The organism is Mesorhizobium sp. P2_C5_2 (assembly GCF_056404535.1).
On the sequence record NZ_JBFUDV010000001.1, the window covers coordinates 1,203,886 to 1,218,155 of the forward strand.

Sequence of the window (14,270 nt, forward strand, 5' to 3'; positions counted from 1 at the left end):
AAGGCGGGCCGGCGTTTTGCGCCAGCCCGTTCGTCATTTCCAGATCAGGCGGCCTTGGTCTTCAGGGCCTCTTCGTCGCGCACCGTTTTGGTCACAGCGGCGAAGTCGAGCTTACCGGAGCCGAGCACGGGCACCTTTGAGACCACCCGCACTTCGGCCGGCACCATCAGATCCATGGCGCCATTGGCCTTGGCGAAGGCCAGGAATTCCGCGCGGGTCGCGCCGGGTGCCTCGGTGATGAGGATCAGCTTTTCACCCTTGCGTGCATCCGGCACGGTGGCGACCGCCGACAATGCGCCCTTCCACAATTCGCCGGCCAGCGCCTCGACGGCGGCCAGGGAGATCATCTCGCCGCCGATCTTGGCAAAACGCTTGGCGCGGCCGCGAATGGTGATGAAGCCGCCCTCGTCGATGGCGACGACGTCGCCCGTATCATGCCAGCCGTCTTCCAGCGGTTCGAGCACGCCGGGTTTCTCGGCCCGGAGATAGCCGGCCATGACATTGGGTCCGCGCACGAACAGACGTCCGCCATCGTCGACGCCGGGCACCGGGTCGAGGCGGTATTCCATGCCGGGCATGATCTTGCCGACGGTTCCGGAGCGATTGTACATCGGCGTGTTGATGGAGATCACCGGTGCTGTCTCGGTGACGCCATAACCCTCGAGGATGCGCACGCCGAACTTTTCCATATAGGTCATGCGCGTCGCTGCCTTGACCGGTTCTGCGCCGGCAAAACAATAGCGTATCGAACGGAAGTCGTAAGGATGCGCAGTGCGCGCATAGCCCGAGAGGAACGTATCGGTACCGAAGATGATCGTCGCGTTGGAAGCGTAGATCAGTTCCGGCACGATGCGGTAGTGCAGCGGCGAGGGATAGAAATAGACCGGCACGCCCGAAATTAGCGGCAGCACCGTGCCCGCCGTCATGCCGAAGGAATGGAAGATCGGCAGCACGTTGAACACCTTGTCGCCCGAATGGAAGTCGATGCGCGACGCCGCCTGGGCGGCGTTGGCCAGGATGTTGCGGTGGGTCAGCACGACACCTTTCGGCGTGCCTTCCGAACCCGAGGTGAACAGGATCACCGCCGGATCGTCGGGCAAGCGTTGCGCGCGCGGCGTCGACTTGCGCAGCAGGCCGAGCAGCTTGTCCTTGAGACCAATGGTCTTTCTGAGATCGTCGAGCCAGACGATCTCGACCGAGCGGCCGAGTTCCTCGACGACAGCGCCGAGCTTTGCCTGTTCGACGAAGGCGCGGGAGGTGAGGACTGTCCGGACTTCAGCCGCTTTGCAGGCCGAGAGTATGTTGGCCGCACCTGCGGTGAAGTTCATCATCGCCGGGACCTTGCCGGCCGACATGACGCCGAGGAACGCGGCGCAGGCGCCGTTGGCGTTGGGCAGCATGACGCCAAGCGTCTGCTGGTCGGCATACATGTTCTGGAACTTCTCGCCGAGCACGGCAACGGCCGTCAAAAGCTTGCCGTAGGTGAGCGAACCGGTGACCGGATCCTCGACAGCGATTTTTTTCATGCCGCGTTCGTTGGCCGTCTCGATGATCTTTTCCAGCACGGTCTTGTCGATGTCCTGGGTGCGGAAGACGAGATCCGACATCACCTGGTAGAGGGCGGAGCCCGCCGCGGCGCGGCGCTTGCGGCCCTTCAGCTCCTGCGGCACCTCGAGCTTGACCGGCTCCAGAATGGTCACCTTGACCTTCGGGAACAGCCGGCGGCGCACATGCTGCGAGCTCAGCCGCGAGAAGTAGGTCTTCTCCAGCCCGTCGATGCGCACCGGCACCACCATCGAGCCGGTCTTGTCGGCGACCATGGCGGCGCCGTCATAGACCTTCATCAGGCCGCCGGTGACGGTGATGCGGCCCTCCGGGAAGATGACCAGCGGGTCGCCACCCTGCACAATCTTAATCAGCGTGCGGGTCGACATCGGCTTGGCCGGGTTGAGCGGCAGCGCACGGGCGAGCTTCATGAACGGCTTCATCCACCAGGCCTGGGCAATGGTGTAGTCGATGGCGAAGACCGGCTCCTCATCGGTCAGCGTCAGCGCCAGCGGACCGTCGAGGAAGCTGACATGGTTGAGTGCCAGGATCGGCGCCTTGCCGGCCGCCTTTAGATTGTCCATGCCCTCGACCTCCAGGCGCAGGAAGGCGCGGAACAGGATGGAGACGAAATCGCGGAAGGGATTGGTCGGCAGGAATTTCAACATCAGCCAGGCTGCAATCGCATTGGCTCCGGCGAGGCCGAACAGAATGCCACCGGTGGAGACTTTCGTCTGGATCAAGGCGACAATAATACCACCGACGGTCATGAAACCAGCATTGACGATGCTGACGGCAGCAACGACGCGGGCGCGGCGCGCCTCGGGCGACCAGGCTTGCACGGCAGCGAAGGTCGGCACCACCAGGAAGGCGGCTGCAATGGCCATGCCGGCGAGGTCGATGGCGACCCGGATCGTGTTCGGGCCAGCGAAGAATGCGCCAAGGGTTGCTGCCTGGGGCGAAGGCTGCATGCTCCAGATCGTCCAGGCGAGATGCAGGCCGAACAGCGCCAGCAGCGCCGTGCCGACCGGTGCGGGCAGAAGCACGATGCGGCCCTGCGACATCCAGGCGGCGATGGCCGAGCCGATGGCGATCGAGACGGCGAACACGGCGAGATAGACGGTGACCGCCATCTCGTTGCCGCCGAGCGAATCCTTGATCAAGGTGGGCAGGATCGAGAGCACGATGGCGCCGATCAGCCAGAACCAGGACGTCATCAGGCCGGCGCGCCAGATGCGCATGTCGGTGCGCAATTCCGAGACCTGGCGCCAGGTCGAGCGGAAGATGTTCTTGTCGATGACGAGGTCGGGCGCCGCCGAACCGGTGGATGGGATGTGGCGGCTGACGAGCCAGCAGCCGACGGCCAAGGCCATCATGATCGGTCCGAAGACCGTAACGCCGATGCCGTCGGCGGAAACGACGCCGCCGGCGATGGTGCCGCCAAGGATTGCGGCAAACGTCGCCGACTCGATCCAGGCATTGGCCTTGGGCAGTTCCTTGCGCTCGAGGTGATCCGGCAGGATGCCGTATTTGATCGGCCCGAACAGGGCCGAGATGATGCCGAACATCAGCAGCGCCACCATCAGCACAGGAATGGACGACAGCGCGATGCCGACGACGGAGACACCCGCGGCGGCGATCTCAGCGAATTTCAGACGCTTGGCGATGAGGGCCTTGTCGAAGCGGTCGGCGATCTCGCCACCAAGGGCAGACAAGAGCAGGAAGGGGGCCATGAACACAGCCCCCGCCAGGGTGACCAAGGACGCTGCCTGATCCGCCGCCAGCGTGAACAGAATAAGGAACACCAGCGTGTTCTTCAGGAAATTGTCGTTGAAGGCGGACAGGAACTGCGTCCAGAACAAAGGCGCAAAGCGCCGGGACGTCATCAGATGAGCTGTGGGACGATTGATCGAAGCGATTTCCATAGCGGCGGCTTCCATTGGGCAAGACCGTTGAAAATCCTGGCTGGATTGATCAGCGGTCTTGCGCGGTTTGATCCTTGTTTAGCGGGAACCCGATTACACTTCGTTACTGCGGCTAACTTCCATCAGCAACTTCTCGGTCTTGGCGTCTTCCAGCCGGTTGATGAAACGGCTTGCTTCTTCCGAGTCGCGTAGCGTCTTGGTGATGGTGATCGAGGTGTGCACGAGCATGATGGCGGCCATGGCGTAGAACCCCTTGGCGGCGAAGCTTGCCTCCATGAAGTAGATACCACCGGCCATCATCGCTGCGGCAACGACGAAACTGGCCATGGTGAAGGTCTTCCAGGCGCTTGAGTCCTTGGGTGAATAGGCGTTCGGGGTCATCGATATGGTCCTTTCGTTTCAGGGTTAGGTTGGTTGGGCGTGGGTCTGTTTCAGGCTGGATACAATCAGGCCGGCTTGGTCATCGTCTTCGTGAGCCTTTCGAGCACGGCGTCGGCACTGCTTCGCAGCGGCGCGCCGCAGCCGGCGGCCGCAAGCTTCTCGCTGACCGCGGCCGGATCGCCCGACTGCTCCATCTCGGCCATGGCGGCAGCGGTGGCGTCGATCTGCTTTTGCCGTGTGCGCAAGCGCAGCAGCGTCTCCTCGGCGTCCTTGAGCGCAGACAGGCTGGAGCCGGGTGCGCTTTCGCGCAGGCGCTGCGTCGAGTCGACCGCGGCAACGATGCGCTGGCCGCGCTGCAATTCGCGCAGGCGCATTTCGGAGACGCGAATGATCCGCTTCAGCCGCTCGATCTCGGTGCTGAAGCTCTTTTGCGCCTCGCTGGAGGCATCGCGTTCGGCTTCCAGCATGGCGATCGTTTCGGCGGCTTCGCGGGCCAGTTCATCCTGCCCCTGCTCGATCGCGGCGATCGTGCGCTTCTCCAAATCGTCGATGCGGACGACCAGCTTCTTGAACTGCGAGACTTCCTGTTCGTTCTGGGCGATGGCAATGGCGACCGCCCGGCGGGCAGCCGCGATGGCGTCGGCGCAATCGCGGATCTGCTGGCGCAGGATCACCAGCGCGTTGCGGTCGACGACCGTCTCGGCGGCTTCGTAGCTTCGGCCGCGGACGAGAGCAAAAAACTGTTTCAACATTTCTGTTTCTCCTCTATGAACGTTGTTCACAAACGCAACGTAACACATCGGGAACGGCGTTCAAGAGAAAAATGAACGATGTTCATAAATTTCACATAAGGAAGGTTAATGACGGCAAAACGGGACGCCAAACGCGAGGGTCTCAAAGGCAGGCTGATCGAGGCCGCGCAGGCGCGCATTCGAGCCTCGGGGCTCGCCGGCATGCGCGCACGCGACATCACGGCCGATGCCGGCTGCGCGCTCGGCGCGCTCTACACCGCCTTCGCCGACCTGGACGAGCTCATCCTGCACGTCAATTCGATCACTCTGGCGCGGCTGGGAGCAGCCTTGGAACAGGAGGCGATCGGCGCCGCCGAGCCAAGGGCGAAGCTGAAGGCGCTGGCCAAAGCCTATCTCGGCTTCGCGCGCGACAACCGCATGGCGTGGAAGGCGCTGTTCGAACACCGAATGGCGCCAGGCGTGGCGGTGCCCGAATGGCACCTGGCCGAACATGCGGTGCTGATCCAGCATCTGGTCGAGCCGCTTGCCCGGCTGCTCCCCGCGCGGGACACGCCCGATCTTCTGGCGCGCGCCCGCACGCTGTTCTCCGCCGTCCACGGCATCGTCGCCATCTCACTCGAAGACCGCTTCATCGGCCTCGCGTCCACCGACCTCGAGAGCGAGCTGCTGGGTTTCGTCGACACGATGGTGAGCGGGCTGGAGACGGAAAGAGAATGAACTCTGCAGGCACGATCGGCTCTTTGCCTCGCCGATTTCTGCCTTTATGAAGATCGCGGCCAGAAATGCCCTGTTGATTCAGGCCGGCTGAAACAATTAGGGATTTTCCGTGACAATCGATCAGGAACGTCGGTTTCGGCCCGAAATACAAGGGTTGCGCGGACTGGCGGTCGCTCTGGTCGTCATCTATCACCTGTGGCCCAGTGTGCTTCCCGGAGGCTATGTCGGTGTCGATGTTTTTTTCGTCATTTCGGGCTATCTGATCACCGGCCTGCTGGCGCAGATGGCGCTGCGCGACGGCCGCGTCTCGCTGATCGAGTTCTACTCGCGACGGGTACGCCGGCTTCTGCCGGCAGCAACCCTGGTGCTGCTGGTGGCATTCCTCGGCACGCTGCTTTTCATCTCAAAGGCGCGCTGGGAGGAAATAGGCAACCAGATCCTGGCGAGCGCTCTCTATGTCGAGAACTGGCGGCTGGCCGCGGTCGCCGTCAGCTATCTCGAGGCTGACACTTTGCCGAGCCCGGTGCAGCACTACTGGTCGCTCTCCATCGAAGAGCAGTTCTACATCGTCTGGCCGCTGGTCATGATCGGCGTGACCTGGCTGTCGCGTCGCAGTGACCTTCCGCTGAGGCCCTGCCTGATCGGCGCGCTATCGCTCATTTTCGCCGCATCGCTGATTGCCTCCATCGTCTTGACGGCGACTGACCCCGCCCAGGCCTATTTCGTCAGCCATACCCGCCTGTGGGAATTGGCGCTGGGTGGTCTGCTGGTGCTCACCGAACACCAGTTTCGACTGGGGGCATTCGCTAGACGCTTCCTGGCGATTCTCGGAATAGCTGGGATCCTCGCAGCGGCGATGCTGTTTTCCGCGACGACACCCTTTCCAGGCGCCAGCGCACTGCTGCCGACTGTGGCCACAGCACTGATCATTCTGGCTGGCGAGGTTGAAATCGGCCGGTTTCGTGGGCTCGATTCGTGGCCACTTCGTTTCATCGGCGATCGCTCCTACTCGATCTATCTCTGGCATTGGCCGCTGATCACGATCTTCCTGGCGCAGGGTTATTCGCTGACGCTTGCCAGCGGTTTCGGCCTGATTGCGGCGACTCTGGTTCTATCGGATCTGTCCTATCGATATGTCGAGCAACGCTATCGGCAAGCCCGAACCACTGTGTGGTGGAAGCCGTTGGGATACGGCACCGCGGCGGTTCTCGCATGCGTGGTCGCATCGGGCAGCCTGCTGCTCTTTCTGAAGACAGAACGCATCGACACCGCGCTGATCGGCACGCCTTCCTACCCCGGGCCTGCCGCTCTCGTCTCCGGCGCCGCGGTTCCGGACGGTGTGGACCTTCTGCCGCCGCTGGCCCGGCTGAGAAGGGACGTACCGGTCGTGTATGCAACGAAGTGCCACCAGGAGGAAAGCTCGGAGCCAAAACGGTGCTCTCTCGGCGATCCCACGGGTGCGAAAACCATTGTCCTGGTGGGAGATTCTCATGCAGCCCAGTGGGTGCCGGCTCTGGATAAGATCGCCAAGGACCACAACTTCAAACTGGTTACCTTTACAAAATCCGCCTGCCCATTCAGCCGCGTGGCCATCATGGCGGATGGCAAACCCAATGTCTTGTGCGCGCAATGGCAGGACAAGGTGCTCGCCGAGATCCTCAAGCTGAAGCCATACCTGATAGTCACCAGCCAATCCAATTATGGATCGGTGCCGCAAGACCAGATGATCGAGGGGCTTCGAAGTGTGTGGAGCAAACTGACGGAAGCGGGTTCGCAAGTCGTCGCCATTCGCAACACGCCTTATATGAAATTCGATCCGGGCGATTGCCTGAGCGCAACACCAACGGAATGCGTCACCAAGCTGAGCGACGTTGAGCGAAGCGACGCGTTGGTGTTGGCCGCAGAGGGACAGAAGAATGTGCGCGCGATCGACATGGTCGACACCATCTGCGGGCCGCACCTATGTCCCGCAGTTGTCGGCAACATCATCGTCTGGCGTGACAATCATCACCTGACAGCTAGCTATTCGCTTGCCCTGGCACCGTATCTCGCAGCCAAGGCCGGGCTTTGACGGAGCGTCTCCGGAAGTCAGATGTGGCAGCGGCCAGGAAAAATTCCGCTGGTGGAGCTGAGGAGGATCGAACTCCTGACCTCGTCATTGCGAACGACGCGCTCTCCCAGCTGAGCTACAGCCCCGTCCAGCGGATGGCGCATTTATCGAAGGCTGCGCTTTCCTGTCAAGGCGCGGTTTTGCCGAAATGCCGTGGTGGCGGCCGTCGCTTGCCGGCATGCGACAGAAGGCGGGCCTTGCCGGTTCGGCGTGCAATGGCTACATGTCGCGCAATTCAACGGAGCCTCGAATGAACGCGCTTATCGATACGCTGATCTACGCGCTGAGCATTTATGGATGGATCGTCATCCTGTCGGCGATCTTTTCCTGGCTGTATGCCTTCAATGTCGTCAACACGCGCAACCAGTTCGTCGGCAGCGTCGGCAACATGCTGTACCGGCTGACCGAGCCAGTCTACCGGCCGATCCGCCGCTACATGCCCAATCTTGGTGGCGTCGACATTTCGCCGATCGTCGTGCTGGTGATCCTGTTCTTCCTGGAGCGGTTCCTCGACAGCACGGTCAGGTCGTTGTTCAATTAAACGTCCCGGTACGAGCGGCGCGCCGTTCCGTCTGCGTGACGATGGCATCGACCTGTTCGTCCGGCTGACGCCCAAGGCGGCGCTGGACAGGATTGAAGGCGCGGAGATGGCGGCCGACGGGCGCTGCCATCTCAAAGCCCGCGTGCGCGCCGTTCCGGAGAACGGTGCGGCCAATCAAGCGTTGCAAAGACTTGTCGCCAAGGCGCTGGGCGTTCCGGCATCGGCGGTGTCGGTTGTTTCGGGCGCTACCGCTCGCTTGAAGACGCTACGCGTGAATGGCGACCCGGCGGCACTGGTGACCAGCATCAAAGCGCTCGGCGGCTAGTCCTCAATCGCCCAGCGGCAATTTGGGATCGTCAACTTTCAGCGTGTTCACGCTTTGCTTGATGCGGCGCAGGTTTTCCAGAACCCTGGGTCCGCGCGTCTCGGCAACCGAGGTGACGATCATGTCGACGATCGACAGCAGCGCATAGCGCGACGAGGTCGGTTTGTAGATGTTGCCGTCTTCCAGCGACTGGAACTGGATGACCGTGTTGGCGGCCTTGGCGAGTGCCGACTCCGGCGGGGTGATGGCGATTGTGGTGGCGCCATATTGCTGGGCAACCTGCACGGCATCGATGACCGAGCGCGCATAGCCGGAGACGGAAAAGGCGATCAGCGTGGTCTCTGACGTGGCGACCGCGGCATACATGCGCTGCAATTGCCCGTCGACCTGCGCCAGCACCGGCACGCCCAGCCGGAACAGCCGGTTCTGCATCTCGGTCGCCATCATCGAGGAAATGCCACCGGAACCGATGCACAGCACATTGCCCGAATTGACGATGCGCGCGGCCACGCCGACCAGCGTCTTCATGTCGAGGTTTTCGCTGGCGCGCTGTATGGCGGCGATTGCCGCTTCGGTGATGGCGGATGCGATGCGCTGTTCGCGCGCGTCACGGCTCAGCGGTTCGGGCGACAGATACTGGCCGCCAATGGCGATGGCCTGCGCCAGATAGAATTTGAAATCGCGAAGGCCTTCGCAGCCGAGATTGCGGCAGAAGCGGGTGACCGTCGGTTCACTGACGCCGACGCGCGCGGCAATTTCGGAGATCGCCGCCTTGGAGGCGAAATCGAGATCGGTCAGTACGAGGCCGGCCAGCCGCCGGTCCGATTTGGTGCCGTCCTGCGACATCAATTGCAGACGCGTGATGATGTCGGCCGGCGTTTTCATTTCTGGGTTGTCGTCTTCATCTCAGGGTTTTCGTTTTCATGGCGCTGCCTTCATAGCGGCAGGCCTGTCGCCTTGTCGAACAGATGGATGTTTGCCGGCGCGACCGAGACCGGCAGCATTTCACCCGGCTTGACCTGTATCCGGTCGCGGAACACGGCGCGCACCGTATCAGTGCCGATGGCGCCATAGACATGGGTTTCCGATCCGGTCGGCTCGACGACATCGACCTTGATCGCCATCGCGTCGGTGGCCTCGCCTATGATGAAGTGCTCGGGCCTTATGCCGGCCTCGACAGTGCTGCCCGCCGGCACTGTCTTGCCGGCGAGAGCAAGCCGCCCACCGCCGGCCGATTCGAACCAGCTTTTCTCGGGCGTGGTCTTCAGGGCGCCGGACACAAAGCTCATCGACGGCGAGCCGATGAACGAGGCGACGAATTTGTTCGCGGGCCGGTCGTAGAGTTCCAGCGGCGCGCCGACCTGCTGGATCTTGCCGCGGTCCATCACCACGATGCGGTCGGCCATGGTCATGGCCTCGATCTGGTCGTGGGTGACGTAGACGATGGTCGATTTCAGCCGCTGGTGCAGTGCCTTGATCTCGGTGCGCATCTGTACGCGCAATTGCGCGTCGAGATTGCTGAGCGGCTCATCGAACAGGAATACCGAGGGCTCCCGCACGATGGCGCGGCCCATGGCGACGCGCTGGCGCTGGCCGCCGGACAACTCCCGGGGATAGCGGTCGAGATAGGAGAACAGGTTGAGGACGCCGGAGGCCTTCTTCACCTTGTCGTCGATGGCCGTGCGGCTCTCGCCGCGGATCTTCGGGCCGAAGCCGATATTGTCGGCCGCTTTCAGGTGCGGAAACAGCGCATAGGATTGGAAGACCATCGCGATGTTGCGCTGCTGCGGCGGCAAATCGTTGGCGCGCACGCCGCCGATCAGGAGGTCGCCCGAGCTGATCGGCTCCAACCCGGCCAGCATGCGCAGCAAGGTCGACTTGCCGCAGCCGGACGGGCCGACCAGCACGACGAACTCGCCGCTTTTGATGTCGAGGCTGATGTTTTCGAGGATCTTGTGGCGTCCGAAGGATTTCGACAGGTCGCGGAACTCGACGTCGGTCATGGTCAGGCTCCCAATATATCGTCGATGAAGGGCAAGAAGCCGGCGGTCAGTCCGGCGTCCACCGGCACCACCGCGCCTGTTATCCCCGATGCTCGCTCCGAGGCAAGGAACGCTACCGCTTCGGCCACTTCCGTGGCGTCGACGATGCGGCCGAGCGGGTAGAGCCGCTGCAGCTTGCCCAGAATGTCGGGGTCCTTGGCCAGGCGATGGTCCCAGGCGGCGGTGCGGATCGAACCGGGGCAGACGACATTGGCGCGCAGGCCGCTGCGGCCAAGTTCCACCGCGACCGATTTGGCATAGGCGTTGATGCCGGCCTTGGCCGCGGCATAGGCCGGGTTGCCGAAATGCGCGATGGCGTTGACCGAGGAGATGAAGACCACGTTGCCGGAACCGCGCGCGGCCATCGCCTTGATCAGCGGATCGGCGAACAGCATCACCCCTGTCAGATTGAGGTCGAGCTCGTGTTCTATTCTGTCGGCGTTCAGCGAGGCAAGCGTCTCGGCGCGCGTCCAGCCGGCATTGTTGATCAGGATGTCGGGGACGCCGTCCTTGTCGAGGATCGCCGTGATCGCGGCCTCGGTGGAGGTCCGATCAAGGAGGTCGAAAACGTGACGCGACGCCAGGTGCGGACTTCGCAACGCTTCTTCCGACTGGTCACAGCCGACGACGCGCGCGCCGCGTTCGGCCAGCAGCGCTACGATGGCCGAGCCGAGGCCGCCGCCAGCGCCAGTTACCAGCGCAGTCTTGCCTGCAAATTCGGCCTTTGAAACCACCCTGCGCGTCTCCCTGGGATCTACGATAGTCGGAAAACGCTATTTTAAGAAATGTAATTAAGCAACAGGATAATCCGCTTGCACAGTGCGAAATGATGGATAATGTAGGAAAGTCACATAAAGCCGAGGCCGCCTGAAAGCCGCAAGAGCGCAGGCGCCAATCAAATGGGAGAGATCGTATGACGCTTGCAAAATGGACCATAGGCCTGATGGCCGGAATGAGCATACTGGCGCTGACGGCGCCGGCAGATGCCGGCGAAGTGCGCGTCACCGTCGCCGAATACAGCGCCAAGACCGGGCCGTATTTCGATGCGGTGAAGAAGGAATTCGAAGCCGCCAACCCAGGCATCACCGTCAAGTTCGAAGTGGTGCCGTGGGACGTGCTGCTGCAGAAGCTGACCACCGACATCACCGCCGGCACCAATGCGGATCTGTCGATCATCGGCACGCGCTGGCTGATCGATTTTGTCCAGCAGGACGTCGCCGAGCCGCTCGACGGCTACATCAAGCCTGACTTCAAGGACCGCTTCATCGACACCTTCCTGTCGCCCTCGATCATGGACGGCAAGACGTACGGCCTGCCGATCGCGGCATCGGCGCGGGCCATGTACTACAACAAGGAATTGTTCGAGAAGGCCGGCATCGCCAACCCGCCGGCAACCTGGACCGAGCTGCAGGAAGACGCGCGCAAGATCAAGGCGCTTGGCACCGGCACGTTCGGCTTCGGCCTGCAAGGCAAGGAGATCGAGACCGACGTCTATTACTACTACGCGATGTGGTCGCAAGGCACCGAGATCCTCAACAAGGACGGCACGTCGGGCCTCGGCACGCCGGGCGCGCTCGAAGCCGCCAAGCTTTACAAGTCGATGATCGACGAGGGGCTAACCGAACCGGGCGTCACCTCCAACAACCGCGAGGACGTGCAGAACCTGTTCAAGCAGGGCAAGGTCGGCATGATGATCACCGCACCGTTCCTGTCCAACCAGATCAAGGACGAGGCGCCGAAACTGAAATATGGCGTGGCCGCGATTCCAGCCGGTCCGACCGGCGCGCGCGGCACTTATGGCGTCACCGATTCCATCATCATGTTCAAGAACTCCAAGAACAAGGATGAAGCCTGGAAGCTGCTCGACTTCCTGTTCACCACCGAACAGCGCGCCAAGTTCACGCAAGGGGAAGGCTTCCTGCCGGTGAACAAGGAAGAGGCCAAGATGGATTACTACGTCAACAATGCCGACCTAGCCGCGTTCACCGCCTTGTTGCCTGACGCCCGCTTCGCGCCGGTTATCCCGGGCTGGGAAGAAGTCGCCCAGATCACCTCGGATGCCATGCAGAAGATCTATCTTGGCGGCGACCCGGAGGCAGGCCTGAAGGAAGCGGCTGACAAGGCCAACGCGGTGATCAAGAAATAGGGCGTATCTCCCTGCGCCCGGCGCGCCCCTAGAGATCGGGGCGCGCCAAATCCCCCTCACGCTTCACACTGTCGAGCGCACCCGTCAGCCGATGCAAAATCGCTTCCTGCCCTATCTGCTGACCTTGCCCAGCCTGCTGCTGGCGGCGGTCGTCATTTTCTGGCCGGTCTGGGACCTGATCCAGATCTCGACGCATGATGTCAGCCGCTTCGGCCAGTTGCGCGACTTCAACAATTTCGCCAATTACGCCGCCTTCCTCGCCGATCCGGATTTCCTGGCAGCGCTCTGGCGCACCGGCCTGTGGACCGTGCTGGTGGTCGGCGGCGCGCTGCTTCTGTCGGTTCCGGTGGCGATGATCCTCAATACCGATTTCTACGGCCGTGGCATTGCCCGCGTCATCATCATGCTGCCCTGGGCGGTGTCGCTGACGATGACGGCGGTGGTCTGGCGTTGGGCGCTCAGCGGCGAAAGCGGCATGCTGAACTCGGCGCTGATCGGGCTGGGCCTCATTCATGAAAACATTCAATGGCTGGCGCGCGCCGAGACCGCATTCCCGATGCAGGTGCTGATCGGCGTATTGGTGACGGTGCCGTTCACGACGACGATTTTCCTTGGCGGCCTGTCGTCGATCCCCGACGATCTCTACGAGGCCGCGGCGCTGGAAGGGGCGACGCCGCTGCAGCAGTTCCGCGAGATCACCTTTCCGTTGCTAAAACCGTTCATCAACATCGCCATCGTGCTCAACACCATCTACGTCTTCAATTCGTTCCCGATCATCTGGGTGATGACACAGGGCGGGCCGGCCAACTCGACCGACATATTGGTCACGCATCTCTACAAACTGGCCTTCCGCGTCGGCAAGCTGGGCGAAGCGTCGGCGGTGTCGCTGCTGATGTTCGCCATCCTGCTGATCTTCACCATGATCTATGTTCGCCTCGCCATGCGGGAGCAACGCGCATGACGCCCAAGCTGAAGCGCACGATCATCGCCTGGCTACTGCTGTCGCCGCTGCTGGTGGTGACGATCTTTCCCTTCGCGGTGATGTTTTTGACCGCGGTCAAGCCACGGCAGGAAGTGCTGTCGCCGACCTGGTGGCCGAGCGAATTCCACTGGTCGAATTTTGCCGACATGTGGGTGGCAACCGGCTTCGGCCAGGCGCTGGCCAACTCGCTCTATGTCTCGGTCATCGCCACGGTCGGCGCCATCCTGATCTCGGTGCCGGCTGCCTATGCCATGTCGCGGTTTCGCTTTGCCGGCTACGGCGCCTTCCGCCAGTTCCTGCTGATCTCGCAGATGATCTCGCCGATCGTGCTGGTGCTCGGCCTGTTCCGGCTGATGGCGGCCTGGGGGCTGATCGAATCGACCACCGCGCTCGGCGTCATCTACATGGCCTTCAACGTCGCCTTCACCGTGTGGATGCTGCAGAGCTATTTCGACACCATCCCGCGCGATCTCGAGGAAGCCGCCTGGATGGAAGGTGCCGGCCGCTGGCTGACCTTGCGCAAAGTGTTCCTGCCGCTCTGCCTGCCGGCGATCGCGGTCACCGCCATCTTCACCTTCATCAATGCCTGGAACGAGTTCGTCGTCGCGCTGACCATGCTGCGCAGCCAGGAAAGCTACACGCTGCCGATCCAGGTGTTTTCCCTGGTCGCTGGCCGCTACACGATCGAATGGCACCATGTGATGGCGGCGACGCTGCTGGCGACGCTGCCGGTAGCGATCCTGTTCATCTGGCTGCAGCGCTATCTCGTCCGGGGGCTGGCGCTCGGAGCGGTCAAATAGTGTA

General features: G+C 62.3%; 13 protein-coding genes and 1 tRNA gene. 7 read left to right on the forward strand and 7 right to left on the reverse strand.

Annotated elements, in window-relative coordinates; translation table 11 throughout:
- Positions 1 to 44 precede the first annotated feature (44 nt).
- From AC1D1B_RS05790 to AC1D1B_RS05800, 3 genes are all read right to left on the reverse strand, one after another.
- Positions 45 to 3,470 (reverse strand): acyl-[ACP]--phospholipid O-acyltransferase, encoded by a 3,426-nt coding sequence (locus AC1D1B_RS05790; protein ID WP_477330145.1) that lies wholly within the window; start codon positions 3,468 to 3,470, stop codon positions 45 to 47.
- Positions 3,471 to 3,563: 93 nt separating this feature from the next.
- Positions 3,564 to 3,851 carry a YiaA/YiaB family inner membrane protein gene (locus tag AC1D1B_RS05795; RefSeq protein ID WP_477268182.1) on the reverse strand — a complete coding sequence of 96 codons (288 nt, stop codon included), beginning with the start codon at positions 3,849 to 3,851 and terminating at the stop codon, positions 3,564 to 3,566.
- Between the two features lie 65 nt (positions 3,852 to 3,916).
- Positions 3,917 to 4,603, reverse strand: a complete 687-nt coding sequence (locus AC1D1B_RS05800) for a PspA/IM30 family protein (RefSeq protein ID WP_477330147.1) — start codon at positions 4,601 to 4,603, stop codon at positions 3,917 to 3,919.
- A gap of 108 nt (positions 4,604 to 4,711) precedes the next feature.
- Here AC1D1B_RS05800 and AC1D1B_RS05805 point away from each other — a divergent pair, with 108 nt between their 5' ends.
- Positions 4,712 to 5,320 carry a TetR/AcrR family transcriptional regulator gene (locus AC1D1B_RS05805; RefSeq protein WP_477330149.1) on the forward strand — a complete coding sequence of 203 codons (609 nt, stop codon included), beginning with the start codon at positions 4,712 to 4,714 and terminating at the stop codon, positions 5,318 to 5,320.
- 109 nt (positions 5,321 to 5,429) lie between these two features.
- Positions 5,430 to 7,391, forward strand: a complete 1,962-nt coding sequence (locus AC1D1B_RS05810) for an acyltransferase family protein (RefSeq protein WP_477330151.1) — start codon at positions 5,430 to 5,432, stop codon at positions 7,389 to 7,391.
- Positions 7,392 to 7,440: 49 nt separating this feature from the next.
- On the opposite strand, the gene AC1D1B_RS05815 is transcribed toward AC1D1B_RS05810, so the two are convergent.
- Positions 7,441 to 7,516: transfer RNA gene (locus tag AC1D1B_RS05815), tRNA-Ala, on the reverse strand.
- Between the two features lie 164 nt (positions 7,517 to 7,680).
- On the opposite strand from AC1D1B_RS05815, the gene AC1D1B_RS05820 reads away from it, so the two are divergent.
- Together AC1D1B_RS05820 and AC1D1B_RS05825 are read left to right on the forward strand one after the other, a co-directional pair.
- Positions 7,681 to 7,971 carry a YggT family protein gene (locus AC1D1B_RS05820; RefSeq protein WP_477330153.1) on the forward strand — a complete coding sequence of 97 codons (291 nt, stop codon included), beginning with the start codon at positions 7,681 to 7,683 and terminating at the stop codon, positions 7,969 to 7,971.
- Positions 7,967 to 8,296 (forward strand): DUF167 family protein, encoded by a 330-nt coding sequence (locus AC1D1B_RS05825; RefSeq protein WP_477330555.1) that lies wholly within the window; start codon positions 7,967 to 7,969, stop codon positions 8,294 to 8,296. Before AC1D1B_RS05820 ends, AC1D1B_RS05825 begins: the two co-directional genes overlap by 5 nt.
- A gap of 3 nt (positions 8,297 to 8,299) precedes the next feature.
- On the opposite strand, the gene AC1D1B_RS05830 is transcribed toward AC1D1B_RS05825, so the two are convergent.
- Genes AC1D1B_RS05830 through AC1D1B_RS05840 form a run of 3 tightly spaced genes read right to left on the reverse strand, consistent with a single transcriptional unit; the run spans position 8,300 to position 11,072 of the window.
- Positions 8,300 to 9,181, reverse strand: a complete 882-nt coding sequence (locus tag AC1D1B_RS05830) for a MurR/RpiR family transcriptional regulator (RefSeq protein WP_477330154.1) — start codon at positions 9,179 to 9,181, stop codon at positions 8,300 to 8,302.
- Positions 9,182 to 9,231: 50 nt separating this feature from the next.
- Positions 9,232 to 10,299, reverse strand: a complete 1,068-nt coding sequence (locus AC1D1B_RS05835) for an ABC transporter ATP-binding protein (protein ID WP_477330156.1) — start codon at positions 10,297 to 10,299, stop codon at positions 9,232 to 9,234.
- A gap of 2 nt (positions 10,300 to 10,301) precedes the next feature.
- Positions 10,302 to 11,072: an SDR family NAD(P)-dependent oxidoreductase gene (locus AC1D1B_RS05840; protein ID WP_477330158.1), complete on the reverse strand. Its 771-nt coding sequence runs from the start codon at positions 11,070 to 11,072 to the stop codon at positions 10,302 to 10,304.
- 179 nt (positions 11,073 to 11,251) lie between these two features.
- Here AC1D1B_RS05840 and AC1D1B_RS05845 point away from each other — a divergent pair, with 179 nt between their 5' ends.
- From AC1D1B_RS05845 to AC1D1B_RS05855, 3 genes are all read left to right on the forward strand, one after another.
- Positions 11,252 to 12,484 (forward strand): ABC transporter substrate-binding protein, encoded by a 1,233-nt coding sequence (locus AC1D1B_RS05845; RefSeq protein WP_477330160.1) that lies wholly within the window; start codon positions 11,252 to 11,254, stop codon positions 12,482 to 12,484.
- A gap of 91 nt (positions 12,485 to 12,575) precedes the next feature.
- Positions 12,576 to 13,445, forward strand: coding sequence for a carbohydrate ABC transporter permease (locus AC1D1B_RS05850; protein ID WP_477330162.1), 870 nt, complete (start codon positions 12,576 to 12,578; stop codon positions 13,443 to 13,445).
- A complete protein-coding gene (locus AC1D1B_RS05855) occupies positions 13,442 to 14,266 on the forward strand; it encodes a carbohydrate ABC transporter permease (RefSeq protein ID WP_023668609.1) in 825 nt (274 codons plus the stop codon). Before AC1D1B_RS05850 ends, AC1D1B_RS05855 begins: the two co-directional genes overlap by 4 nt.
- The last annotated feature ends 4 nt before the right edge of the window (positions 14,267 to 14,270 follow it).

Bases quoted from the DNA above. Each gene is read 5' to 3' on its own strand.
- AC1D1B_RS05855 (WP_023668609.1), top strand. From the start codon at position 13,442: ATGACGCCCAAGCTGAAGCGCACGATCATCGCCTGGCTACTGCTGTCG.
- AC1D1B_RS05850 (WP_477330162.1), top strand. From the start codon at position 12,576: ATGCAAAATCGCTTCCTGCCCTATCTGCTGACCTTGCCCAGCCTGCTG.
- AC1D1B_RS05845 (WP_477330160.1), top strand. From the start codon at position 11,252: ATGACGCTTGCAAAATGGACCATAGGCCTGATGGCCGGAATGAGCATA.
- AC1D1B_RS05830 (WP_477330154.1), bottom strand. From the start codon at position 9,181: ATGAAAACGCCGGCCGACATCATCACGCGTCTGCAATTGATGTCGCAG.
- AC1D1B_RS05790 (WP_477330145.1), bottom strand. From the start codon at position 3,470: ATGGAAATCGCTTCGATCAATCGTCCCACAGCTCATCTGATGACGTCC.
- AC1D1B_RS05820 (WP_477330153.1), top strand. From the start codon at position 7,681: ATGAACGCGCTTATCGATACGCTGATCTACGCGCTGAGCATTTATGGA.
- AC1D1B_RS05800 (WP_477330147.1), bottom strand. From the start codon at position 4,603: ATGTTGAAACAGTTTTTTGCTCTCGTCCGCGGCCGAAGCTACGAAGCC.
- AC1D1B_RS05835 (WP_477330156.1), bottom strand. From the start codon at position 10,299: ATGACCGACGTCGAGTTCCGCGACCTGTCGAAATCCTTCGGACGCCAC.
- AC1D1B_RS05795 (WP_477268182.1), bottom strand. From the start codon at position 3,851: ATGACCCCGAACGCCTATTCACCCAAGGACTCAAGCGCCTGGAAGACC.
- AC1D1B_RS05805 (WP_477330149.1), top strand. From the start codon at position 4,712: ATGACGGCAAAACGGGACGCCAAACGCGAGGGTCTCAAAGGCAGGCTG.